This is a genomic window from Flavobacterium amylolyticum, from assembly GCF_048284335.1.
Classification (GTDB): Bacteria; Bacteroidota; Bacteroidia; order Flavobacteriales; family Flavobacteriaceae; genus Flavobacterium.
In genome coordinates this window covers 898,218-920,275 of record NZ_JBLVPG010000001.1, presented here as the reverse complement: position 1 = coordinate 920,275, position 22,058 = coordinate 898,218, and the positions used below count along the sequence as shown (strand labels likewise).

Annotated in this window: 26 protein-coding genes; 11 read left to right on the top strand and 15 right to left on the bottom strand. The window is 36.0% G+C overall.

Annotated elements, in window-relative coordinates; all coding sequences use genetic code 11:
- Positions 1-60: 60 nt before the first annotated feature.
- From ACNQF9_RS04135 to ACNQF9_RS04125, 3 genes are all read left to right on the top strand, one after another.
- The gene (locus tag ACNQF9_RS04135; RefSeq protein WP_417959400.1) at positions 61-771 is read left to right on the top strand and encodes a CoA transferase subunit A; all 711 of its coding nucleotides are present in this window, start codon (positions 61-63) and stop codon (positions 769-771) included.
- Between the two features lie 29 nt (positions 772-800).
- Positions 801-1,079: a four helix bundle protein gene (locus ACNQF9_RS04130; RefSeq protein ID WP_417958979.1), complete on the top strand. Its 279-nt coding sequence runs from the start codon at positions 801-803 to the stop codon at positions 1,077-1,079.
- 119 nt (positions 1,080-1,198) lie between these two features.
- Positions 1,199-1,858 carry a CoA transferase subunit B gene (locus tag ACNQF9_RS04125; RefSeq protein WP_417958978.1) on the top strand — a complete coding sequence of 220 codons (660 nt, stop codon included), beginning with the start codon at positions 1,199-1,201 and terminating at the stop codon, positions 1,856-1,858.
- Between the two features lie 101 nt (positions 1,859-1,959).
- Here ACNQF9_RS04125 and ACNQF9_RS04120 read toward each other — a convergent pair whose 3' ends face one another.
- From ACNQF9_RS04120 to ACNQF9_RS04110, 3 genes are all read right to left on the bottom strand, one after another.
- Positions 1,960-3,399 carry a nucleoside recognition domain-containing protein gene (locus tag ACNQF9_RS04120; protein ID WP_417958977.1) on the bottom strand — a complete coding sequence of 480 codons (1,440 nt, stop codon included), beginning with the start codon at positions 3,397-3,399 and terminating at the stop codon, positions 1,960-1,962.
- Between the two features lie 145 nt (positions 3,400-3,544).
- The gene (locus tag ACNQF9_RS04115; RefSeq protein WP_417989687.1) at positions 3,545-4,258 is read right to left on the bottom strand and encodes a 3'-5' exonuclease; all 714 of its coding nucleotides are present in this window, start codon (positions 4,256-4,258) and stop codon (positions 3,545-3,547) included.
- A gap of 72 nt (positions 4,259-4,330) precedes the next feature.
- Complete coding sequence (locus ACNQF9_RS04110) at positions 4,331-4,801, bottom strand: methylated-DNA--[protein]-cysteine S-methyltransferase (RefSeq protein WP_417958975.1); 471 nt, start codon at positions 4,799-4,801, stop codon at positions 4,331-4,333.
- Between ACNQF9_RS04110 and ACNQF9_RS14340 the strand changes: the two genes are divergently transcribed.
- Positions 4,789-4,887 carry a hypothetical protein gene (locus tag ACNQF9_RS14340; protein WP_470303277.1) on the top strand — a complete coding sequence of 33 codons (99 nt, stop codon included), beginning with the start codon at positions 4,789-4,791 and terminating at the stop codon, positions 4,885-4,887. The two genes, ACNQF9_RS04110 and ACNQF9_RS14340, sit on opposite strands and share 13 nt — an antisense overlap.
- A 148-nt stretch (positions 4,888-5,035) precedes the next feature.
- Here the strand turns inward: ACNQF9_RS14340 and ACNQF9_RS04105 are convergent, their stop codons facing one another.
- The 9 genes from ACNQF9_RS04105 to hemA all read right to left on the bottom strand — a co-directional run bounded on the left by ACNQF9_RS04105 (position 5,036) and on the right by hemA (position 12,423).
- On the bottom strand, positions 5,036-5,422 hold the full coding sequence (locus ACNQF9_RS04105) for a c-type cytochrome (RefSeq protein ID WP_417989686.1): 387 nt from the start codon (positions 5,420-5,422) through the stop codon (positions 5,036-5,038).
- A 38-nt stretch (positions 5,423-5,460) separates the two neighbouring features.
- Positions 5,461-5,970 carry a DinB family protein gene (locus tag ACNQF9_RS04100; protein ID WP_417989685.1) on the bottom strand — a complete coding sequence of 170 codons (510 nt, stop codon included), beginning with the start codon at positions 5,968-5,970 and terminating at the stop codon, positions 5,461-5,463.
- A gap of 3 nt (positions 5,971-5,973) precedes the next feature.
- On the bottom strand, positions 5,974-6,966 hold the full coding sequence (gene hemB, locus ACNQF9_RS04095) for a porphobilinogen synthase (protein WP_417989684.1): 993 nt from the start codon (positions 6,964-6,966) through the stop codon (positions 5,974-5,976).
- Between the two features lie 118 nt (positions 6,967-7,084).
- Positions 7,085-7,993 carry an oxygen-dependent coproporphyrinogen oxidase gene (gene hemF / locus ACNQF9_RS04090; RefSeq protein ID WP_417989683.1) on the bottom strand — a complete coding sequence of 303 codons (909 nt, stop codon included), beginning with the start codon at positions 7,991-7,993 and terminating at the stop codon, positions 7,085-7,087.
- The gene (locus tag ACNQF9_RS04085) at positions 7,994-8,488 is read right to left on the bottom strand and encodes a hypothetical protein (protein ID WP_417989682.1); all 495 of its coding nucleotides are present in this window, start codon (positions 8,486-8,488) and stop codon (positions 7,994-7,996) included.
- Positions 8,489-8,518: 30 nt separating this feature from the next.
- The gene (hemE, locus tag ACNQF9_RS04080) at positions 8,519-9,544 is read right to left on the bottom strand and encodes a uroporphyrinogen decarboxylase (RefSeq protein WP_417989681.1); all 1,026 of its coding nucleotides are present in this window, start codon (positions 9,542-9,544) and stop codon (positions 8,519-8,521) included.
- A 22-nt stretch (positions 9,545-9,566) separates the two neighbouring features.
- Positions 9,567-10,250 carry a uroporphyrinogen-III synthase gene (locus ACNQF9_RS04075; protein ID WP_417989680.1) on the bottom strand — a complete coding sequence of 228 codons (684 nt, stop codon included), beginning with the start codon at positions 10,248-10,250 and terminating at the stop codon, positions 9,567-9,569.
- Positions 10,250-11,170 (bottom strand): hydroxymethylbilane synthase, encoded by a 921-nt coding sequence (gene hemC, locus ACNQF9_RS04070; protein ID WP_417989855.1) that lies wholly within the window; start codon positions 11,168-11,170, stop codon positions 10,250-10,252. Before hemC ends, ACNQF9_RS04075 begins: the two co-directional genes overlap by 1 nt.
- Positions 11,167-12,423, bottom strand: a complete 1,257-nt coding sequence (gene hemA / locus ACNQF9_RS04065) for a glutamyl-tRNA reductase (RefSeq protein ID WP_417958967.1) — start codon at positions 12,421-12,423, stop codon at positions 11,167-11,169. The genes hemC and hemA overlap by 4 nt, the downstream gene beginning before the upstream one ends.
- A gap of 228 nt (positions 12,424-12,651) precedes the next feature.
- Between hemA and ACNQF9_RS04060 the strand changes: the two genes are divergently transcribed.
- The 7 genes from ACNQF9_RS04060 (at position 12,652) to ACNQF9_RS04030 (ending at position 19,394) form a co-directional block, all read left to right on the top strand.
- Positions 12,652-13,527, top strand: coding sequence for a helix-turn-helix domain-containing protein (locus ACNQF9_RS04060; protein WP_417958966.1), 876 nt, complete (start codon positions 12,652-12,654; stop codon positions 13,525-13,527).
- A gap of 99 nt (positions 13,528-13,626) precedes the next feature.
- Positions 13,627-14,682, top strand: coding sequence for a ferrochelatase (gene hemH / locus ACNQF9_RS04055; RefSeq protein ID WP_417958965.1), 1,056 nt, complete (start codon positions 13,627-13,629; stop codon positions 14,680-14,682).
- Complete coding sequence (locus tag ACNQF9_RS04050) at positions 14,683-16,038, top strand: MATE family efflux transporter (RefSeq protein ID WP_417958964.1); 1,356 nt, start codon at positions 14,683-14,685, stop codon at positions 16,036-16,038.
- Complete coding sequence (locus ACNQF9_RS04045) at positions 16,025-16,579, top strand: CopD family protein (protein ID WP_417958963.1); 555 nt, start codon at positions 16,025-16,027, stop codon at positions 16,577-16,579. Before ACNQF9_RS04050 ends, ACNQF9_RS04045 begins: the two co-directional genes overlap by 14 nt.
- 1 nt (position 16,580) lies before the next feature.
- Entirely contained in the window at positions 16,581-18,053 is a 1,473-nt protein-coding gene (locus ACNQF9_RS04040) for a sensor histidine kinase (RefSeq protein WP_417958962.1), read from the top strand.
- 10 nt (positions 18,054-18,063) lie between these two features.
- Complete coding sequence (locus tag ACNQF9_RS04035; protein WP_417958961.1) at positions 18,064-18,846, top strand: enoyl-CoA hydratase/isomerase family protein; 783 nt, start codon at positions 18,064-18,066, stop codon at positions 18,844-18,846.
- Positions 18,847-18,995: 149 nt separating this feature from the next.
- Positions 18,996-19,394 (top strand): hypothetical protein, encoded by a 399-nt coding sequence (locus ACNQF9_RS04030; protein ID WP_417958960.1) that lies wholly within the window; start codon positions 18,996-18,998, stop codon positions 19,392-19,394.
- Positions 19,395-19,532: 138 nt separating this feature from the next.
- Here the strand turns inward: ACNQF9_RS04030 and ACNQF9_RS04025 are convergent, their stop codons facing one another.
- The 3 genes from ACNQF9_RS04025 to ACNQF9_RS04015 form a co-directional block, all read right to left on the bottom strand.
- Positions 19,533-20,186 carry an HD domain-containing protein gene (locus tag ACNQF9_RS04025; protein ID WP_417958959.1) on the bottom strand — a complete coding sequence of 218 codons (654 nt, stop codon included), beginning with the start codon at positions 20,184-20,186 and terminating at the stop codon, positions 19,533-19,535.
- Between the two features lie 91 nt (positions 20,187-20,277).
- Positions 20,278-21,267, bottom strand: coding sequence for an acyl-ACP desaturase (locus tag ACNQF9_RS04020; protein WP_417958958.1), 990 nt, complete (start codon positions 21,265-21,267; stop codon positions 20,278-20,280).
- A 10-nt stretch (positions 21,268-21,277) separates the two neighbouring features.
- A complete protein-coding gene (locus ACNQF9_RS04015) occupies positions 21,278-22,012 on the bottom strand; it encodes a lysophospholipid acyltransferase family protein (RefSeq protein WP_417958957.1) in 735 nt (244 codons plus the stop codon).
- Positions 22,013-22,058: the final 46 nt, after the last annotated feature.

Sequence of the window (22,058 nt, the reverse complement as noted above, 5' to 3'; positions counted from 1 at the left end):
GTTTTGAGAACGATACAAGATAAAAAGGATGCCGTTTCCATCTGGGCTAAAAAACAAAATATGATCAACAAAAAAGTAAATACCGTTCATGATGCCCTTCAGGGAATTGAAAACGGAATGACCATCATGCTTGGCGGTTTCGGATTGTGTGGTATTCCAGAAAATTCCATTGCTGAACTTGTAATTAAAGGAACTACTAATTTAACTTGTATTTCTAACAATGCCGGGGTCGATAACTTTGGACTTGGGTTGCTTTTACAAAAGCGTCAAATCAAAAAAATGATTTCTTCTTATGTAGGAGAAAATGCCGAATTTGAACGCCAAATGCTTTCGGGAGAACTTGATGTAGAATTGATTCCACAAGGAACTTTAGCAGAGCGTTGTCGTGCAGCGCAAGCAGGAATTCCTGCCTTTTTCACGCCAGCCGGCTATGGAACAGAAGTAGCTGAAGGAAAAGAAACACGGGAATTCAACGGAAAAATGCACATTATGGAAGAGGCTTTCAACGCTGATTTTGCCATTGTAAAAGCTTGGAAAGGCGATACAGCAGGAAACTTAATTTTCAAAGGAACGGCCAGAAACTTTAACCCAAGTATGGCTGGAGCAGCAACAATTACCGTTGCCGAAGTAGAAGAATTAGTCGAAGCAGGCACTTTAGATCCAAATCAAATTCATATTCCAGGCATACTGGTCAATAGAATTTTTCAAGGTGATACGTATGAAAAAAGAATTGAACAAAGAACGATTCGTGCAAAAAATGAAACAGTTTAGCAATTTTTCAATATAACAATTAATAAAAAATGGATAAAGAGAATATTGTTGTCACTAAATCCATTGATTTTGCATTAGGCATTATAGCTTTTTGTGAAATATTAGAAAATAAACACAAATATATTGTTGCCAATCAATTATTAAAGTCAGGAACAAGTATAGGCGCTAACATCCATGAAGCACAAAATGCAGAAAGCAGAGCGGATTTTATTCATAAAATTAAAATTGCTGCCAAAGAACTAGAGGAAACAAAATATTGGCTTTTGCTTTGTGAAAAAGCATCCTCATATCCTTTTAAGAAAGCCTAAAAATTCAAATTAATGAATTAGGATTGATAGTTTACAAAATCCTAACCACTAGTAAAAATAATAAGTAACAATTTTCAAAATTGATATATTGTTACATTTATAAATTCATACTTTAAGAAATGGCTTTAGATAAAAATCAAATTGCAAAACGCATTGCAAAAGAATTAAAACACAACTATTACGTCAATCTCGGAATCGGAATTCCAACACTTGTTGCTAATTATGTTCCAGAAGGAATAGATGTTGAATTTCAAAGTGAAAATGGTGTCTTGGGTATGGGTCCCTTCCCTTTTGAAGGTGAAGAAGATGCTGATATCATTAATGCCGGAAAACAAACGATAACCACCTTACCGGGCGCCTCTTTTTTCGATTCAGCTTTGAGTTTTGGAATGATACGCGGACAACACGTTGATTTGACAATTTTGGGAGCTATGGAAGTGGCTGAAAACGGAGATATCGCCAACTGGAAAATCCCTGGTAAAATGGTCAAAGGAATGGGTGGTGCAATGGATTTAGTGGCTTCTGCTGAGAATATTATTGTAGCCATGATGCATGTCAACAAAGCTGGTGAATCAAAAATACTTAAAAAATGTACGTTGCCATTAACTGGTGTAGGTTGCGTTAAAAAAGTAGTTACTGAATTAGCCGTTTTAGAAATTACTCCAAAAGGTTTCAAACTACTGGAACGTGCACCGGGTGTAACCGTAGAACATATCATCGCCTCTACTGAAGCGGATTTGATTATAGAAGGTGAAATTCCGGAAATGGTTATTGAGTAATCCGAGTCTTAAAATACAAAAAACCACAATCTCTAATACACTGAGATTGTGGTTTTTTTGTGTTTCTACCCAAAAATCAAATCACTTTAAAATTTTTATTTTTAGAAAAACCAAGTCGCCACAAAAATAGCCGTAATCACACAAATCAAATCGACTATAAGCATCGTTCCCAGGGCATAACGCGTGTTTTTAATATTTACGGAACCAAAATAAACGGCTATCACATAAAACGTACTTTCGGCACTACATTGAAAAATACTACTCAATCTTGCCGTTAAGGAATCAGCACCAAAAGTATTCATCGAGTCAATTAAAAATCCTCTTGATCCAGCAGAACTAAAGGGACGAAGCAACGCAACCGGTAAAGCATCTGTAATTTGCTTACTTACGCCCATATTAGAGAAAATAAAAGCGATCCAATTGCTAATAATTTCAAATAAACCACTGTTTCTAAATAATGAAATGGCTACAAGCATGCCCAATACATAAGGAAAAATAGTCACGCCAGTTTTTACACCGTTATTGGCACCTACTACAAAGGTCTCAAAAACGGTTGTGGATGCTTCTGTAAATTTCTTCTCATTAACAAAAGAAAAAATCAATGTAAAAGCAATAATTCCAATTAATATTAAAGCAGAAAGATTAGACGTAAAATAATTTTTCCCAATTAAGTCTAAATGATTTACATACATCAACAAACCAATAATTCCGGCTATTAATGTTATCAACACGATAACTAAAGAAGCACTTTTGAAATTAATTTTCTGTTTAATTCCAACAATTAAAAATGCTGCAATCGTACCGATAAAAGAAGTAATGATACAAGGCAACATCACATCTGCAGGATTACTGGCATTAGCCGCAGCACGATATCCTATAATAGATGTAGCGATCAAAGTAAGACCTGAAGCGTGCAAACACATAAACATAATCTGTGCATCGCTGGCCTTGTCTTTATCTGGATTTATTTCTTGTAAACTTTCCATCGCTTTAAGACCAAAAGGAGTTGCAGCAGAATCTAATCCTAAGAAATTAGCAGCAAAATTTAAAGTCATATAAGAAATGGAAGGATGGTTTTTAGGAATACTCGGAAACACTTTTACAAAAACAGGACTCAATGCTTTAGCCAACTTTCCAGAGGCTCCGGAAATGATTAAAAGTTCCATCAATCCACAGAAAAAAGCCAAATAAGCCATCAGCGGAAGGACTAAATCTAGCAAAGTACTTTTGCACGTTGGCAGTAAACCATCTGATTTTTGAACACCACTATATATTTTTACGGTTTTGTTTTTATAAACATAAGTCGTATCCGCATTTAGCGTATCCCGATTGATAACCATGGTTTGTTCGGGTGCTTTTTTGATACTGTCTTTAATAAAAGCAGGAAGTTCTTCGGCAAATTTCTCCGAAATCAGAATTGGATCATCTTTCTTTCCATTCAAAACGTGGTCAATAGTATAACTGTCTCCCGAAAACAAACTAAACACTACAAATACAATTGCTGATATAAAAATGACCAACCAAAATCTACTCAATACCATAATCTATAATTTTTGTAAATGTAAAAATTTAAAAAGTTTAACCGCAAATTCGCTAATAAAAATAAACCAGGAATAAACCAGGAATAAACCAGGAATAAACATTTCGATTCGCAAAATATCCAATTTGCGAATTGGCGGTAAATTATCACACATGAATTATTTCATCCTCAATCAACAATTCTTCTCTGCGCAATCTAAGGAAAATCTGTGCTACGGCAATGGTGTCTTTTTCACAATAAGTAACAATGCGGTCAATGTCCTTGTCTACATAAAACACATGTCCTACTTGACTGCCGTCGATATCGCCTTTTGGCGAAGGAATTCCAAGGACTTTACACATCAATTTTAAAGACGTATAGTGTTTATAATCGCCAAATTTCCATAACTCTAAGGTATCTAAATGTGGGATTTCCCATGGTTTTTTTCCAAATAAATTCAGTTTGTTGGGAATGGCAATTTGGTTGATAATCATGCGTCTGGCAAGGAAAGGAATGTCAAATTCCTTGGCATTGTGCCCACACAAAACATGTTGTGGCTGATTGAAATGAGTATTCAGCAAATTATTAAAATCCAACAATATTTTCTTTTCTTCTCCAATGAAAGAAGTCACCCGAAAATTCCGAATATCCCCTTTGACGGTAAAATAACCCACCGAAATACAAATGATTTTTCCAAACTCAGCCCAAATTCCAGCACGGTCGTAAAAATCCTCGGGTGTGTATTCGTCTTTGCGCTGGTATTGCGTCTTGTGTTCCCAAAGGTCTTTCATTTCCGCATCCAGAGCATTGAAATCTTCAGCTTCTGGAACAGTTTCTATGTCCAGAAACAGTATGTTATTGAGGTTTATTTTTTCTATCATATTTATTTCACGTTGATGACGCTAATTTTAGGTATTTTCTTAAACGAATATAAGGAATTTATTGAGAGACAACTAAAACAAACTTTGCTGTGTCGTTGGATTCTCGTGTTCTAACAACCATTTTTTTCGCCACAAACCGCCTGCATATCCTGTAAGTGACCCGTCTGTTCCAATAACTCTATGACAAGGAACAACAATCCAAAGCGGATTTTTCCCGTTGGCAGAAGCTACGGCTCTAATGGCTTTTACATCACCCAAAATTTTGGATTGTTCGAGATAGGTTCTGGTTTTCCCATAAGGAATGTCCAATAAAGATTTCCAGACTTTTTGTTGGAAAACAGTTCCTTTTGGATTGAGTGTAAAGTCAAAATCGGTTCTCTTTCCCTCAAAATACGCATTGATTTGGGCAACGGCATCCTGTAAATTTGTTGGAATTGTACTTGAAATTTTTCCTTCATCAGCAACTGAAATTACAGATATTCCATTTTCATCGCCTGTTATTGAAGCGATTCCCAGAGGTGTTTTGATGTATGCTGTTTCCATATTTTAAAGATAAAAAAATTACCCACATTGTTCCTAAAGAAGTAACAAAGTTCATAAATAAATACGCTCAAGACATTTTAACATAAAAAAAACCACTCGCAGAGACGAATGGTTCTTGTATGTTAGCCCCTAATAGCGGCAGCTCCCGATTTAGAAAAAGAGGGCTTTTAGCCGTAGTTTTTATTTAGCGGGAATACAGCGGATGACGGGATTAGCTCCTGTAAAACGCCAAAATTATTTCAAATTGGAATATATGTATGCTTCCAAGGCTTTCAATTCGTCATCAGACATGGCTTTGGTAATCACGAAGTTTGTTTTCATTACTTCGTACTGGCTTGGATCAACAATAGGCTCGCCTTCACCTTTTAAAAACGTTACGATACTTGCGTTTTTATCTTTATAAATCTTAGCAATATCCTGAAGGCTTGGTCCTATCACTTTCTTGTCTACTTGATGACAGGCAACACAATTTCCTTTTCCTTTGAAAATTTCTTCTCCTAATTGCTCTGGAGTTTGCGCAATTTCCTCAGTCGAGGTTGGGTACAAAGGTTCTTTTTTGACTTCTTCTTTTTTACAAGAAGCCAATGTTAAAAGGGCAAATAAAAATAGTGTCTTTCTCATGTTAATTTCTTTAATTGTAGGTATCTCAATGGCTAGAATTACCATCCAATATACTTGGGTGGTTGAATTTGATTCAAATTCAAATATACTAAAATTTGTGCTCTGTGATGGGTAACATGGTCTTGCATCAAATTAAGAATTTGTAATTTTGATTTAGAACCAGCAAAAAACTCCACTTTTTGAGATAATTCTACATCATTGGTTTTTTGAATAACTCTTTTTGCTGTGTCAAAAGAGGTCTTTATTTCTTGGATTATTTGTGCTTTTGAAAGCCCTTTTACGGCCTCTTTTTTCACATATTTCTCGTTTGAAAAATAAGTAGTGCTCAACCAATTCATATTATCTTGTATGTGAAATAATTGTTCTTTAAAGGACATTTCACGGGTTGAAGGCTTATAATCATATTGGTCTTCCGGCATGGCTTGTGCAACGGCTACTAAATAATCTTTGGAATTATCCCATTTCTCAATGAAAGTAGAAACTACTTCCGCTTGTGCAAAAATGCTATTGGAAAGCAATAAAACCGCTACTATAAAATATTTTTTCATGTTCTATTTGTTAAGAAGTATTGCAGCTTCTTTCGCAAAATAAGTCGAAATTAAACTGGCTCCAGCCCGTTTGATGCACATTAGTTGTTCCATCATAATTTTATCATGATCTAACCAGCCTCTTTCGGCTGCGGCTTTGATCATCGCATATTCTCCAGAAACGTGATAAACGGTTACCGGAACATTCACCGCATTTTTCACTTCTCGAACGATGTCTAAATAGGCAATCCCTGGTTTTACCATGACCATATCGGCACCTTCTTCTACATCCCACAACGCCTCTTTGATGGCTTCAATGCGATTCGCATAATCCATTTGGTATGTTTTTTTATCTGTAGGAATATTTTCGCCGTCCACTGGTGCACTATCTAATGCATCACGGAACGGCCCATAAAAAGCAGATGCGTATTTTGCCGAATAACTCATAATGCCTACATTATGAAATCCGGCAGCATCAAGACCCTCGCGCAAACGCAATACACGTCCGTCCATCATGTCCGATGGTGCTACAAAGTCGGCTCCCGCTTGCGCATGAGAAACAGCCATTTTTACCAAGGCTGCGTTCGTTGCATCATTTGTTACATCTCCGTTTGCAATGATTCCGTCATGGCCATAAATAGAATAGGGATCTAAAGCTACGTCTGGCATTACAATCATTTCCGGACAAGCTGTTTTAATGGCACGAATGGCATTTTGCATTAATCCATCTTGATTCCAAGCTTCTTTTCCTGTATTGTCTTTTAAATTCTCACTTACTTTTACATAAATATTCACCGCACGAATGCCTAAATCGAATAATTCTTTGATTTCTTTTACGGTTAAATCGATAGAACGACGAAATATACCTGGCATGGAAGCAATTTCTACTTGTACATTTTCGCCTTCAGCGATAAACATAGGAAACATAAAATCCGCTGGACTTAAACTGGTTTCACGAACTAAACTTCTTATGGATTCATTCGTTCTTAATCTTCTGCCTCTGTGTAATGGGAACATATGATTTATGATTTTAGATTAGCGATTGCTGATTTATGATTTAAAACAAATTGGTGATGACAGAAAATCTGACCCAAGCGACAGCGAATTGGCCAAGCAAATCAAAAATCGTTAATCATCAATCTGCAATCCAATTTTTTGGTGATTCTAATACTTTCAATAATTTTTCTTCTTCGCTTCCCGCTTCCGGATGATGATCATACACCCACTGCACATGCGGTGGTAAACTCATTAGGATACTTTCGATTCTTCCGTTGGTTTTTAAACCAAATAAGGTGCCTTTATCGTGAACCAAATTAAACTCTACATAACGACCGCGACGGATTTCCTGCCACGTTCTTTGTTCTGGAGTATAAGGCAACTCTTTTCTTTTTTCTACAATTGGGACGTACGCTTCGAGGAAACTATTGCCCACTTCGGATACAAAATTAAACCAATTATTCATAGAAATGGTTTCCGTTGCTTTGCAATAATCGAAAAACAAGCCTCCAATTCCACGTGCTTCTAGACGATGCGCGTTCCAGAAGTAGGCATCACATTGTTTCTTGTATTTTGGATAAAACTCCGGATTGTGTTTATCGCAAGCCGTTTTACAGGTTTGATGAAAATGGATGGCATCTTCTTCAAACAGATAGTACGGTGTTAAATCCTGTCCACCACCAAACCATTGCTGGATTACATTTCCGTTGTCATCGTACATTTCGAAATAGCGCCAATTGGCATGAACTGTAGGAACCTTTGGGTTTTTTGGATGCAAAACCAAACTCAATCCGCAGGCAAAAAAATCAGCTTCGCCCACATTGAACATTTTTTGCATCGCTTCGGGTAACTTCCCGTGAACGGCCGAAATATTAACCCCGCCTTTTTCGAAAACTTTGCCGTTCTCCATCACGCGGGTTCTACCGCCGCCGCCTTCTGGACGTTCCCAAAGGTCTTCACGGAATTTGGCATGACCTTCAACCGCTTCCAAACCTTTGCAGATTTGGTCTTGAAGGTTTTGTATGTAGGTGTAAAATTGCTGTTTCATTTATTGCCAATACTTTTTATCTTGATAAATAGCGATTCCAATTAGGAGAAAGCCTCCAAAGAATGCTACATATGCTCCAATTCTTTCTTTGTTTTGAAACTCTTCTTTTTTCAGAAGAACAATTCCGTTCTTTTGGATTTGAAATAAATCTAAATTTGGTCTGATTGTATCATACGATTTTTGAAAATAAACTTCCAAATCATCACCGACTTTAATATTTTCCTCAAAAAAACTATAATCTTGTGAGAGGTTATAAGTTGCTAAGATTTGATTCAAACCACCTATTTTTATAATAAAGACATTTGATTTGAATGAGCCTCTTCCTGCAACTGAATTATTTTTACTAATAATTCCTTTTTCAATTACTTTTCCACTGTATTTGTCTATTTGACTTAATTCTAAATCACTTGTCAAAAACAACAACCTCGATGCTAAAAAACAGCATGCAGCAAAAAATAATACACCTAAATAATTTCCAATTCTTTTGTAAATCAATGGAATTCTTATCTTTTTAAAAACCACTTACTACTGATTATACTCCTTCACTGCATCAATAAACGCTTTGGCGTGATCCACAGGAATATTTGGTAAAATTCCGTGGCCTAAATTCACGATGTATTTATCTTTTCCGAATTCGTCAATCATTTCATGTACCATTTTCTTAATCACCGGAATTGGAGATAATAATCTAGATGGATCAAAATTTCCTTGCAACGTAATGTTTCCACCTGACAAGTATCTCGCATTTCTTGGAGAACACGTCCAGTCAACACCTAATGCAGAAGCTCTACTTTTTCCCATTTCATTTAATGCAAACCAACATCCTTTTCCGAAAACAATTACTGGAGCATCATCAGCCAATGCTTCAATGATTTGATTGATGTATTTCCAAGAGAATTCCTGATAATCAACTGGTGAAAGCATTCCGCCCCAAGAGTCAAAAATTTGAACGGCGTTTACTCCCGCTTTTACTTTTTCTTTCAAGTACATGATAGTAGTGTCCGTAATTTTTTGCAATAAAACATGCGCAGCTTCTGGATGTTGGAAACAAAATCCTTTGGCCATGTCAAAACTTTTAGAGCCTTTGCCTTCCACGGCGTAACACATAATTGTCCAAGGAGAACCAGCAAAACCAATTAATGGCACTTCATCATTCAACATTTCTTTGGTCAATTTGATCGCGTCAAAAACGTAGCCTAATGTTTCATGAACATCTGGAACGATAACTTTCTCCACATCCTGAATCGTACGAATAGGATTGGGTAAAAACGGACCAAAATTTTCTTTCATCAACACCTCAATCCCCATGGCTTGTGGAATTACTAAAATATCCGAGAATAAAATAGCCGCATCCGGAGCAATCCTGCGTATCGGTTGTACGGTGATTTCAGCAGCTAATTCTGGCGTTTGACAACGTGTGAAAAAATCATATTTATCACGCAAAGCAATAAATTCCGGCAAATACCTTCCTGCTTGACGCATCATCCAAACTGGCGGACGTTTTACAGTTTCTCCTTTTAGTGCTCTTAAAAATAGGTCGTTTTTGATCATTTATTTAAATTTTAGCAGATTGCTAGATGCTTTCCGGTGTATAATATTCAATAACTTCCAAAATCACCTCTTGTATAGTTGGTGTTTCGGCAATTACGATGTTTTTAATTTTCTTTGATTCTAATACTGATGCTGTAGTGGTGCCTACGCAAAAACAAACTTCATTCTTGATTTTATTATTTGTCAAATAACTTTCAACGGCTGATGGGCTAAAAAATAGAATTCCGTCAAAATTTTCTTGGTCTGATATTTTAAAGGGTGCCAATGTTGTTTGATAGACTTCGATTTCGTTAAAAGTTATTCCGGCACTTTTTAATGCTTCAGGCAACGTTTCTTTTCGCAAATTTCCGCTCAAAAAAGTATAGCTTTCCTTATTGTAAATTAAAGTGATTATTTCGGCTAATTCAAATGCATAATCCAAGTAAACATCAACTGTAAAGCCATGCGATTCGAGTAATTCTTTGGTTTTAATCCCTACACAAAAAACAGGCTTCGTCTTTAAAACTTCCCAACCGTTTTGTTCGATCAAACTTAAAACAGCATTTTGGCTACTAAAAATCAAGTTGTTGTTGATGGTATTCAGTTCAAAAAGGTTGTTTTTTATTTCGATAAAATCTTGTTCTAAAAGATCAAAATTAGCATCAATAAATACTTGCCTTTGTTCTGCCGACAATGTTTTAGTGGATAAAATACTTGTTTGGCTCATTATTTTTTCAAATTATTTTTAATTTCTATCATCAATTCTACTCCGCCATTCTCTAAAATTTCTTGGGCTGATGCAAATCCTAATTTTTTCCATTCTTGTAAGGGAACCGTTTTTTCTATTTCGATTTTTTGCTTGCCATCAATAGAAAATAAAACGCCCTTAAACACTATTTCATCTTCTATAAATACTGCCAAAGCGCCAATTGGTGCCGTACAACCCCCTTCGAGCGTTTTTAGAAACTGTCTTTCGATGTGCGTACATACTTCCGTTTCGATATCATTTAATTCTGAAACGGCTTCTCTGCAAAACTCATCATTGGCCATGGCTACAATCACCATAGCGCCTTGAGCCGGCGCCGGAATCATCCAGTCCAGATCGATATAATTGGAAGGTTTCAAGTTGATTCTTTCCAATCCTGCTGCTGCAAAAACAGCTCCATGCCAATCGCTGTCCTGCAATTTCTGCAATCGCGTATTGACGTTTCCACGCAAATCGACTACATGGTGATTGGGGTATTTATTAAGCCATTGTGCTTGACGACGCAAACTTCCTGTCGCAATTGTACCTTCTCCATTAAGAAAATCAAGGTTGCCTTTGTGTACTAAAATATCTAACGTATTCGCTCTTTCCAGAACAGCTGCTTGCACAATTCCTATTGGCAAAGCCGTAGGAACATCTTTCATGGAATGCACCGCAATATCAACCTGACCATTAATCATGGCGATATCCAGTGTTTTAGTAAAAATTCCTGTGATTCCTAATTCGTAAAGTGGTTTGTCGAGAAGAAGATCTCCTTGTGATTTTACCGCTACAATTTCGGTTTTATAGCCTAAATCGTTTAATTTTTTTTCGACAGTATGGGCTTGCCAAAGCGCGAGTTCACTATCGCGGGTTCCTATGCGTATGGTTTTATTCATTATTTTGTAGTCACTCCAATTTTAAAAACTTTTTCAATCCATTCAATACTTTCATCCACCATAGTATCGTCATCTTTCAAATGATTGGCAAAGTGAGTCGTTATTTTTTGGATAATTCTGTTACTGATAATCTCCGCTTGCTCTTCATTGAAATTTGAAATTTTCTTACTTTGAAAATCCAATTCAGATGTTTTTATCGCATTCAGCTTTGCTTTTAACGCATTGATTGTCGGTGCAAATTTTCTGCCTTTGGTCCACGTAATAAATTCCTCTTTTATTTCTTCTATGATTGCTTCTGCTGCAGGAATGTGTTTTTTTCTGTTTTCTAAAGTTTCGTCTGTTAGTTGCGACAAATAATCCATGTGAATTAGTGTAACGCCTTCAATCTCTTCCACATCCTGATGTACATTTTTGGGAATGGATAAATCCAAAATTAAAAGCGGTTTCTTCAAGTTAAGAATCGCTTTGTCAATCGTTGGATTTTGGGCCCCTGTTGCAACCACCACAACATCTGCATTTTGCAATTCGAGATGCAATTCCGAATAATCTTTTACAATTAAATTCAATTTACCGGCTAGCTTTTCAGCTTTGGATTTGGTTCTGTTAATTAAAGTAATATGTTCGTTTTTCGTATGCTTCACTAAGTTTTCACACGTATTACGGCCTATTTTGCCAGTACCAAACAAAAGAATATTTTTATTCCCGATGTCTTCTACATTCTTAAATATATATTGAACAGCGGCAAAAGAAACCGAAGTCGCTCCTGAACTAATCTCCGTATCGGTTTTTATTTTTTTACTAGCTTGTATAACGGCATTTACTAATCGTTCCATAAAAGCATTGGCTAAACCCAACGATTTTGATTGAGAAAATGAATTTCTTATTTGGGCAATAATTTCGAAATCACCTAATATTTGGCTATCTAAACCTGTTCCTACGCGAAATAAATGACTAATCGCCTCTTGGTTTTTATAAACAAAGCCTACTTTTTGAAATTCTTCAACAGAACCTTGACTATTCTCGCAAATTAATTTGATTAATTGGAACGGATGTTCCGCATACCCATAAATTTCAGTACGGTTGCAGGTAGATGTGACTATTAAACTTTCTATTCCTTCATTCTTAGCTTGTTCCAGTAAACGCGTTTTTGCAGCAACGTCTAAACTAAATTTACCTCTAATCTCAGCATCCGCTTTTTTATAGCTCAATCCAACTGCGTAAAAATAGTGATGCTTTAATGTTTTATTGTTTTCCATATTTGCACTTTTCCAGAAAGTGGGACAAAATTATGACTATAGTACTTATAAAAGTAACGCTAGAAGTTCTTTTTATGTCGTTAAATGTTTTTTTAGTTCTAAATGCTTATTTAATAGTAAAAAAATCTATTTTTGTAGTGAAACCAAGTTGTTTAAAGCGCTCTATTTAGAGTTGTTCTAAATAAAATGACTTGACAATTATCATTTTCATATCAAAAAAATATCGCTATGGGTTCTCAGGAAATTATAAAAATTGAGGATGATTTCACACTCATTCGCTTTCAGAACGACAGCATCGATTCCTTTAATGCGCAACGGGAAGTGGGCAGCGGTTTGATACAGTTTCACTTTGGATTAAAAGGGAGTGCCAAGTTCATCTTCAACCAAGGGAATTATGCTTTGGAATTAAAAGAAGAAAAATCATTGCTTTTATACAATCCTCAGAAAGAATTGCCTTTAAATCTGGAGTTAGCGCCAAATTCCTGGGTGATTTCTGTAATTATTTCGATTAAAAAATTCCATGCTTTGTTTTCGACAGAAGCAGATTACATCACATTTTTAAGTGCCGATAATAAGGACAAAAAATACTATAACGAAGGAAATATCAGTCCCTCGATGGCCATTGTTTTATCGCAATTGTTTCATTACAGTTTGCATCCGTCTATAAAAAACCTGTATTATAAAGGGAAAGGATATGAATTATTGAGTTTGTATTTCAATAGAACTGAAGATCCTAATGCAGAACAATGCCCGTTTTTAATAGATGAGGACAATGTCATGAAAATTAAAAAAGCCAAAGAAATTATAATTGCTAATATGGCAGAACCACCTGGATTGCAGGAACTAGCAGATGAAATAGGTTTGAATCTAAAGAAACTGAAAATGGGTTTCAAACAAATCTATGGAGACACCGTTTATGGGTTTCTGTTTGACTACAAAATGGATTTTGCCCGAAAATTGCTCGACAGCGGTTCCTATAATGTAAACGAAGTGGGGTTGAAAATTGGCTACAGCACCGGAAGTCATTTCATAGCAGCATTTAAAAAGAAATTTGCTACCACGCCAAAGAAATACTTGATGTCGATAAATCCAAATATGCCATAAACAATTGATTTCTTATATTAAACAATAAATAAAAAATAGTTAATCGCAATTTATAAAAAAGTAAGTTTATTTACTTTTGTACCAACAAAAAAAGACAACATGAAAGGTGTATTATTAGTTAATTTAGGTTCTCCGGAAAGTCCAACTCCTAAGGATGTTAAACCGTATTTAGATGAATTTTTAATGGATAAATACGTTATTGACGTTCCATTTTTGTTGCGAGCATTATTAGTTCGGGGAATAATTTTACAAACAAGACCTAAAAAATCAGCCGCCGCTTACGCCAAAATATGGTGGGACGAAGGTTCTCCGCTTGTGGTTATTTCCAAAAGAATGCACGCCAAAGTAAAACAATTAGTTGATATTCCTGTTTCCTTAGCGATGCGTTATGGAAATCCATCTTTATTATCTGGTTTACAAGAATTGCATGATAAAGGCGTCAATGAAGTATTGCTTTTTCCATTGTACCCACAACACGCTATGGCGTCTACAACTACAATTTTAGAATTAGCAGAAGAACATCGTAAAAAATATTTCCCAGAAATGAAATTTACCATCGTTCCTGCGTTTTACAACAAACCGGATTATTTACAAAACCTTGCCGATTCTATCAAAGGTCATTTAGCAGGTTTTGATTACGATCACTTATTATTTTCGTACCACGGAATTCCGGAGCGTCACATTCGCAAGACGGACATTACAAAATCACATTGTAAAATTGACGGTTCTTGTTGCAATACGCCATCGCCGGCACATGAGTTTTGTTACCGCCATCAATGTTATGAAACGACCAAACAAGTCGTAAAATTACTGGGAATTCCAGAAGGAAAATACAGCCAGACCTTCCAATCGCGCTTAGCGGGAGACAAGTGGTTGACACCTTACACTGATGTAGAAGTAAACAAAATGCCAGAAAAAGGAATTAAAAATCTTGCTGTTGTAACGCCAGCTTTTGTATCGGATTGTTTGGAGACTTTAGAAGAAATTGCCATGGAAGCCAATCATGAATTTAAGGTTCATGGAGGCGAAAATTTCAAAGCAATTCCATGTTTAAATGATGGTAACGACTGGTGTAAAACCGTAAGCAATTGGATTTCAAACTGGTCCAATGCTTCATCTTCAGTTAAACTTGACTCCGAAAAAATAAACGCTTAAATGGCCGTTACCGCCGATGAGTTAGGAACTCAAGACATCAAAAAACTCTTGATAAAGCAAGCAGTTCCATCCTCTATTGGGATTTTATTCATGTCGGTTAATATTTTAATTGACACCATTTTTGTGGGACAATGGATTGGTTCTTTGGCCATTGCGGCGGTAACGGTAGTTTTGCCCATCACCTTTTTGATTTCCTCTTTGGGAATGGCAATTGGTGTGGGTGGAGGTTCTGTACTTTCCAGAGCTTTAGGTGCTAATAACAGGGAAAAAGCATTGCAAACTTTTGCCAATCAAATTATGATGACCTTTTTATTGGCATCTGTTTTTGTGCTACTTGGTCTTTTTTTCAGTGATGAAATGCTGATGCTTTTTGGTGCGAAAGGAGCTATAATGGAACCCGCAAAAGAATTCTTCTTTCCTATACTCATAAGCGTTCCCTTTCTGGCACTTTGCATGATGGGAAATAATGTTATTCGGGCCGAAGGCAAGGCTAAATTTGCCATGGTGGCCATGATTATTCCTGCTTTTATAAATATTATATTAGACATTATTTTTATAAAATACTTGGATTTAGGAATGTTTGGCGCTGCTTTGGCGACAGCCATATCCTATTGTACCTGTTTCTTATTTGTAGTTTGGTTTTTTTATTTTAAAAGCGAACTACAACTAAAAGCGAAACATTTTAAATTCAAAATGCCTATTGTAAAGGAAATAACCGAATTGAGTTTTGTGACGTTTTCCAGACAAGGAGTTGTGAGTATTTTAGCGATAATATTAAACCATACTTTGTACACTTATGGTGGCGAACATTCTGTTGCCATTTATGGAATTATTAGCCGAATGTTGATGTTTGCCTTGTTTCCAATTCTGGGAATTACGCAAGGATTTCTGCCAATTGCCGGTTTTAATTACGGTGCAGGAAATTATGAAAGAGTCAAAGAAAGTGTGTTGCTCTCCATAAAATACGCCGCGTTATTGGCCTCACTGATTTTTGTAGTGATACTTGTTTTTGCAAAACCAATAGTAGCCGTTTTTACGACAGATCCTATAGTGATTGCACAAACCCCAGAGGCGTTGCGTTGGGTTTTTGCGGCTTCGCCAATTATTGCTGTTCAACTCATTGGAGCGGCCTATTTTCAAGCGGCGGGAAAGGCAAAAAAAGCATTGCTTTTGACGTTAAGTAAACAAGGGTTTTTCTTAATTCCGTTAGTACTGATTCTACCAAATTTTTTAGGTATTTTTGGAGTGTGGATTGCATTCCCTATTGCGGATATCTTATCAACTGTACTGACTGGCTATTTTCTGAAAAAAGAAATGAATACAAAACTGATTCAAACTAACGATGGAATACTATAATTATCTTAAATCCTTACACCTCATCTTTGTAATTACATGGTTTGCAGGATTATTTTACATTGTGCGCTTGTTCGTTTACCAAATTGAAGCGGCACAAAAACCCACTCCAGAGAAAGAAATATTACAAAAACAATACAAAATAATGACCTATCGCTTGTGGTACATTATCTCTTGGCCATCAGCCGTTTTAGCCAGCATATTTGCTTTTTGGATGTTATTTTTTACTGATTTAGGACGTTCTTGGTTGCAAATGCCTTGGATGCACGTAAAACTTGGCTTTGTATTTGTGTTGTATTTATACCATGGAAAATGCCATCAAATATTCAAACAATTGCAAAATGACGAAGTAAAATATTCCACAAATTTCATGCGTTTATGGAATGAAGGCGCCACTATTATCCTTTTTGCAGTAGTTTTTTTAGTAGTTTTGAAAAATGCAGTCAATTGGATTTATGGCGTAATTGGGATCTTTCTTTTTTCCATTTTAATTATGCTTGGATTTAAATTTTATAAAAAAATTAGGGAAAGAAATCAATCTTAATATGTTCAAAAGCTTCAAAATAGCAATGCTTTCGTTGCGAATCAGGATTTTCCTTTCGATGATTGTATTGATACTAATGGCATCTGTATTATTGGCTTCTATTTCTATATTTCAATTTAAAAATGAAGCGAAAGAGTACCATCAAGAGCGCTTGGAACGGAATGAAAATGCCGTAAAACAACATATTAATTTCGTGCTCTCTACGACCACTTATCCGATGACAGCGGGAAATTTAGACTTGATTTTTAAGGATAAAATTCACGAATTAGCCCACATTCATAATATAGAAATCAACATTTATAGCCTTGACGGTAAATTATTAAAATCATCCAAAGAATCATTTTCTGTTGATAAAGTGGCTCCACCCATTCCAAAATATATTTTAAAACTCGTTCGTTCTTCCATTGAAAAAAGATACGTAGACATTAAGACAATTGATGGTAAAAAAAATCGTTCGGCTTTCAGTCAAATCAAAGACGACAAATTTAAACCGTTGGGAATTTTAAACCTGCCTTACGTAGAAGACGACGGCTACTATGAGAATGAATTAAAAAGCTTTCTAATTCGCTTGGGACAAGTGTATTCCTTTATGCTTATCGTCGCGTTTGCATTGGCCTATTTCCTTTCATCGTACATCACTAAATCGTTGAAAACAATCTCAGATAAGTTAAGCGAAACGAGTTTGAACCAAAAAAATGAGAAAATTGTTCTAGAAGCCAATAGCAAAGAGATTAATCTTTTGATAAAAGCGTACAACGGAATGGTGGATGAACTGGAGAAAAGTGCTATCAAACTGGCACAAAGCGAGCGTGAAGAAGCTTGGCGCGAAATGGCGAAACAGGTGGCGCATGAAATCAAGAATCCGCTTACGCCAATGCGATTAACAGTGCAGAGTTTTCAGCGAAAATTTGACCCAACTGATCCGAATGTAAGGCAGAAAATGAATGACTACTCCGAAACTTTAATTCAACAAATTGACACGATGAGTGCGGTTGCCTCGGCATTTTCGAATTTTGCATCGATGCCGGCACAGCAAAACGAAACCTTGAATGTAGTGGAGGTAGTAGAACTTGCCATGGATATTTTTAACGAAGAATACATTGAATTCAAGAGTGATTCTCCCGAAATTATCTCGAAAATTGACCGAACACAACTCATTCGAATCATCACAAATTTAGCAAAGAATGCCATTCAGTCTATTCCGGATCAGCAAGAAATCAAGTCTATTATAGTAACGGTAAAAAAAGATACAAACAACGTTTTAATAACCGTTGCCGATAATGGAATTGGGATTCAGCCTAAAGACATCGACCGTATATTTGAACCAAAATTCACCACTAAAAGCAGTGGAATGGGACTTGGTCTCGGTATTATAAAAAACATTATCGAAAATTATAAAGGAACGATTACCTTTGAAACTGAATTTGGAAAAGGAACTACTTTTATTGTCTCACTCCCAATAATTAACTCTTAAAATTACAATTATGAATTACGAAAACATTTTAATTGCAACCGAAAACAACATCGCAACGATTACCATTAATCGTCCGACGAAACTAAATGCTTTGAATGTTGCTACCATTTCTGATTTGAACAAAGCCTTCAAAACATTAGGGAAAAATGATGAAATTCGTGTTATTATTCTAACTGGAAGTGGTGAAAAAGCATTTGTGGCCGGGGCTGATATTTCTGAATTTGCTCATTTTTCTATTGAAGAAGGAACGCAATTAGCGGCAGAAGGGCAAGAAAAATTATTTGATTTTATAGAGAATTTAAAAACTCCAGTAATTGCAGCCGTAAATGGTTTTGCATTGGGTGGGGGATTAGAATTAGCGATGGCCTGTCATTTTAGAGTGGCTTCAGAAAATGCAAAAATGGGATTACCTGAAGTTTCATTGGGTGTGATTCCGGGTTATGGAGGAACACAGCGTTTACCACAATTGATAGGAAAGGGGCGTGCGATGGAAATGATTATGACTGCAGGAATGGTAACGGCGCAGGACGCTTACAGAACCGGACTGGTGAATCACGTAGTCCCAGAAGCGGAACTTTTAGATTACTGTGTGAGTGTGGCCAATAAAATAATCAAGAATTCTCCGTACGCTATTGGTAAAGCCATAAAAGCAGTCAATACTAATTTCAAAGAAGGAAAAAATGGCTATGAAGCCGAAATAAAAGCCTTTGGAAAATGCTTTGGAACCGAAGATTTCAAAGAAGGAACAACGGCTTTCTTAGAGAAAAGAAAAGCAGTGTTTACTGGGAAATAAGAATAAAAGAGAGCCATGTTGGTTCTCTTTTTAGTTTACAAGTGATTCCTTGTTTAAATAATTTTTCCTCAAAAACGGATTGTTTGCTTTACAACACTTAATTTTGCAGACCCGTTTGGGAATATAATACACCATTTAAAATTAAATTTATGTCCTTCCAACCTGTATTTGTACTTTTCTGGGAAAAGGTAAAAGAAAGTATCGAAAACCATACCTACGCCAAATTAACACTTGCCAAAACCATTGGTGATACGGAACTAAAAAATATTTATGTGCGTCCCGTTTTACTGGAGAATGACGTATTTAGCCTTTCGGTTACGTCGCGTTACAAAACTGAAGAAATTGAAAGTTTCCATACGCTTGACGAAGCTTTTATTATATTGGCTCCGTATATGAACAACCCTTTTTTGACCGCTTTGTTGTTTACAACCGAGAATGACATTACTTTTAAACTCAATAAAAAAAGAGTAGGAACTATTATTGAACAAGCACCGACTTTTAAAAACGCTTCGGATGTGATTCTGGAAATGAAAGCGAAAGGGATTTAAAATTAGTGGTCAGTGATCAGAATTTAGTGATCAGTTCATGATTTATGTTTAAAACAAGACTGAAATCGATTTTTTTGGAGTATAGTAGTTCTATTTAAACTTCAATAAACTGAATACTAAAAACTGAACACTGCTAACTTACTTCTCCCCTTCCCATTCCGCATAAAACTGCGCCAGAAATCCTTCCATGTAACGGTGTCTTTCTTGTGCAATTTGTTTTCCGGTCTGGGTATTCATCTTATCTTTTAAGAGTAATAACTTTTCGTAAAAATGATTGAGCGTTGGGGAATCATTCTTTTTGTATTCTTCCTTTGTCATACTGGAATTTGGGGCGATATTAGGGTCGTATAGCGCTCTATTTTTAAATCCGCCATAATTGAATGTTCTGGCAATTCCAATGGCGCCAATCGCATCTAAACGGTCTGCATCCTGTACTACATCCAATTCTATGGATGAGAATTTCTTTTCGAAATTACCGCCTTTGTAGGAGATATTTTCAATGATATTCACCACGTGCGTGATAATCTCCTCATCAACATTTTCTGATTCTAAAAATTCTCGGGCAATTCTTGGGCCAACGGTTTCATCGCCGTCGTGAAACTTACTATCGGCAATATCATGAAGCAAAGCCCCAAGTTTGACAACAGTGACATCACAAACTTCATTTTTTGAAATCAGAACAGCATTTTTAAACACTCTTTCGATATGGAACCAGTCGTGTCCGCCTTCGGCATTTTCTAATTTTTCTTTTACAAAAAGAATCGTTTTGTCTATTAAATCAGGGTTTATCATTGTTTATTATATTTTAAAAAAAATGTTGAATTTCAAAGTTCTCCAACTTCAAAATCCAACATCTTCATTCTTTATTTAGAATTCAAAAAAATTATCTTATCAAAGCGGGCTCCACCCATTTGAAGATATGCGACTCTTGAGGGATAACCATTCTTTCTGAAATTTTAGCCATTCTTCCGGGTAATTTCATTAAGTAATCCCGGGCTTTTTCTGCTTCATCTGTCAAACCGGAAATTTTGTCAATTTCCCATTTGTCAATTAATTTTTGCATAATATCTACATAATCCGCGGCAGTATATACCCCAATTCGTTGCGCTGAATCAGAAAACTGCTCGAAAGCAGTACTTATTTTTTCCCCAGATTCTCTTAAGAAATGTGCCGGCATAACGATTTTAGCTTTCATCATGTATTGAAACGCAAGCATCATTTCGCTAGGGTCTAATTGAAAAATACGGGTTACAAATTCGCTGTAAGCATGGTGATGACGCATTTCGTCTCCAGCAATCATTTTACACATTTTAGATAATTTGTTATCGCCATATTTCTTAGCCATTTGTGCCACTCTGTTGTGGGAAACATAGGTTGCTAACTCTTGAAAACTAGTATACACAAAGTTTTTATAAGGGTCTCTTCCGGTTCCTATGTCAAAACCATCGTTGATTAGGTGTTGCGTGGTCATTTCTACCTCACGCATGTTTACGCGACCTGACAAATACAAATATTTGTTGAGCATGTCACCATGACGATTTTCCTCACCAGTCCATTGTCGGATCCATCTGGACCAACCGTTTCGCTCTACATTATCAATTCCCTCTACATCCATTAACCAGGATTCGTACGTTGGTAAAGCTTCCTCAGTAATAGTATCACCTACTAAAGTTACCCAGAAATCGTATGGTAATTCTTTTGCAATTTCACGCAATTCTTTGACTTCGTCAAAAAAAGTATCGCTTTGAGAATTGGGCAAAAAATCCGTTGGCTGCCATATTTTTTCAACAGGAATTAGATACTGATCGACAAAGCTGTCTACGTTTTTTTCTAAAAACTGCATTACTTCTAATCGAATGTTTTTTATTGACATTATATATAAATTAAATTTTTATTCCTTGAACAACTGCTTTTTCTGTTATCTCTATCAGATCAGCAAAATCATACTCTTTAACCGCTAAGGGTTTATGTACTACAAAGGTAAGGCGATTTCCTAAACCTAAAGGGAAAAACCCGTATTTAACTATTTTCCAAGAATTGTTTATGCTTACTGGAACTATGTAGGCAGATGGCGCATATTTACATAAAATTTTCAACCCGCTTTGTGCAAACTCTTTTGGCGTGCCGGTCTTGCTACGTGTTCCTTCCGGAAAAATAACTGCGGAACGGTTATTTTTTTCAATATATTCTGACAATCCTTTGATGGCCGGAATGGCTTGCTTAGGGTCTTTACGATCGATAAGAACAGAACCACCATGACGTAAATTAAAAGACACACTTGGTATGCCTTTTCCTAATTCTTTTTTACTGACAAATTTACAATGAAATCGGCGAAAAAACCAAATCATAGCAATAATATCGTACAGACTTTGATGATTGGACACAAAAATAAGAGGAACATTTTTTGGGATACTTTCTATATTTTCAAATTTGTAAGTTGTTCCCAATAAATGGGTGCATTTCAACAAGAAAAAATTCAAATAATCGACACTTTTTTTATGGGCTTGATAGCCAAAAACATGGAAGCAAACCCACTGTATTGGATGAAAAATAACCAATGTTAGACCGAAACATAAATAATAAATTACGGAAATGGGATACGAAATCAGTTTTTGCATGCTTTAAAATTTGGCACAAAAGTAAGAAATATATTTTTAGCCGTAT

What these genes read in the sequence shown, in the direction of transcription:
- ACNQF9_RS04135 (WP_417959400.1), top strand. Translation starts at nt 61, where the DNA reads ATGATCAACAAAAAAGTAAATACCGTTCATGATGCCCTTCAGGGAATT.
- ACNQF9_RS04130 (WP_417958979.1), top strand. Translation starts at nt 801, where the DNA reads ATGGATAAAGAGAATATTGTTGTCACTAAATCCATTGATTTTGCATTA.
- ACNQF9_RS04125 (WP_417958978.1), top strand. Translation starts at nt 1,199, where the DNA reads ATGGCTTTAGATAAAAATCAAATTGCAAAACGCATTGCAAAAGAATTA.
- ACNQF9_RS04120 (WP_417958977.1), bottom strand. Translation starts at nt 3,399, where the DNA reads ATGGTATTGAGTAGATTTTGGTTGGTCATTTTTATATCAGCAATTGTA.
- ACNQF9_RS04115 (WP_417989687.1), bottom strand. Translation starts at nt 4,258, where the DNA reads ATGATAGAAAAAATAAACCTCAATAACATACTGTTTCTGGACATAGAA.
- ACNQF9_RS14340 (WP_470303277.1), top strand. Translation starts at nt 4,789, where the DNA reads ATGCTGTTTCCATATTTTAAAGATAAAAAAATTACCCACATTGTTCCT.
- ACNQF9_RS04110 (WP_417958975.1), bottom strand. Translation starts at nt 4,801, where the DNA reads ATGGAAACAGCATACATCAAAACACCTCTGGGAATCGCTTCAATAACA.
- ACNQF9_RS04105 (WP_417989686.1), bottom strand. Translation starts at nt 5,422, where the DNA reads ATGAGAAAGACACTATTTTTATTTGCCCTTTTAACATTGGCTTCTTGT.
- ACNQF9_RS04100 (WP_417989685.1), bottom strand. Translation starts at nt 5,970, where the DNA reads ATGAAAAAATATTTTATAGTAGCGGTTTTATTGCTTTCCAATAGCATT.
- hemB (WP_417989684.1), bottom strand. Translation starts at nt 6,966, where the DNA reads ATGTTCCCATTACACAGAGGCAGAAGATTAAGAACGAATGAATCCATA.
- hemF (WP_417989683.1), bottom strand. Translation starts at nt 7,993, where the DNA reads ATGAAACAGCAATTTTACACCTACATACAAAACCTTCAAGACCAAATC.
- hemE (WP_417989681.1), bottom strand. Translation starts at nt 9,544, where the DNA reads ATGATCAAAAACGACCTATTTTTAAGAGCACTAAAAGGAGAAACTGTA.
- ACNQF9_RS04075 (WP_417989680.1), bottom strand. Translation starts at nt 10,250, where the DNA reads ATGAGCCAAACAAGTATTTTATCCACTAAAACATTGTCGGCAGAACAA.
- hemA (WP_417958967.1), bottom strand. Translation starts at nt 12,423, where the DNA reads ATGGAAAACAATAAAACATTAAAGCATCACTATTTTTACGCAGTTGGA.
- ACNQF9_RS04060 (WP_417958966.1), top strand. Translation starts at nt 12,652, where the DNA reads ATGGGTTCTCAGGAAATTATAAAAATTGAGGATGATTTCACACTCATT.
- hemH (WP_417958965.1), top strand. Translation starts at nt 13,627, where the DNA reads ATGAAAGGTGTATTATTAGTTAATTTAGGTTCTCCGGAAAGTCCAACT.
- ACNQF9_RS04050 (WP_417958964.1), top strand. Translation starts at nt 14,683, where the DNA reads ATGGCCGTTACCGCCGATGAGTTAGGAACTCAAGACATCAAAAAACTC.
- ACNQF9_RS04045 (WP_417958963.1), top strand. Translation starts at nt 16,025, where the DNA reads ATGGAATACTATAATTATCTTAAATCCTTACACCTCATCTTTGTAATT.
- ACNQF9_RS04040 (WP_417958962.1), top strand. Translation starts at nt 16,581, where the DNA reads ATGTTCAAAAGCTTCAAAATAGCAATGCTTTCGTTGCGAATCAGGATT.
- ACNQF9_RS04035 (WP_417958961.1), top strand. Translation starts at nt 18,064, where the DNA reads ATGAATTACGAAAACATTTTAATTGCAACCGAAAACAACATCGCAACG.
- ACNQF9_RS04030 (WP_417958960.1), top strand. Translation starts at nt 18,996, where the DNA reads ATGTCCTTCCAACCTGTATTTGTACTTTTCTGGGAAAAGGTAAAAGAA.
- ACNQF9_RS04025 (WP_417958959.1), bottom strand. Translation starts at nt 20,186, where the DNA reads ATGATAAACCCTGATTTAATAGACAAAACGATTCTTTTTGTAAAAGAA.
- ACNQF9_RS04020 (WP_417958958.1), bottom strand. Translation starts at nt 21,267, where the DNA reads ATGTCAATAAAAAACATTCGATTAGAAGTAATGCAGTTTTTAGAAAAA.
- ACNQF9_RS04015 (WP_417958957.1), bottom strand. Translation starts at nt 22,012, where the DNA reads ATGCAAAAACTGATTTCGTATCCCATTTCCGTAATTTATTATTTATGT.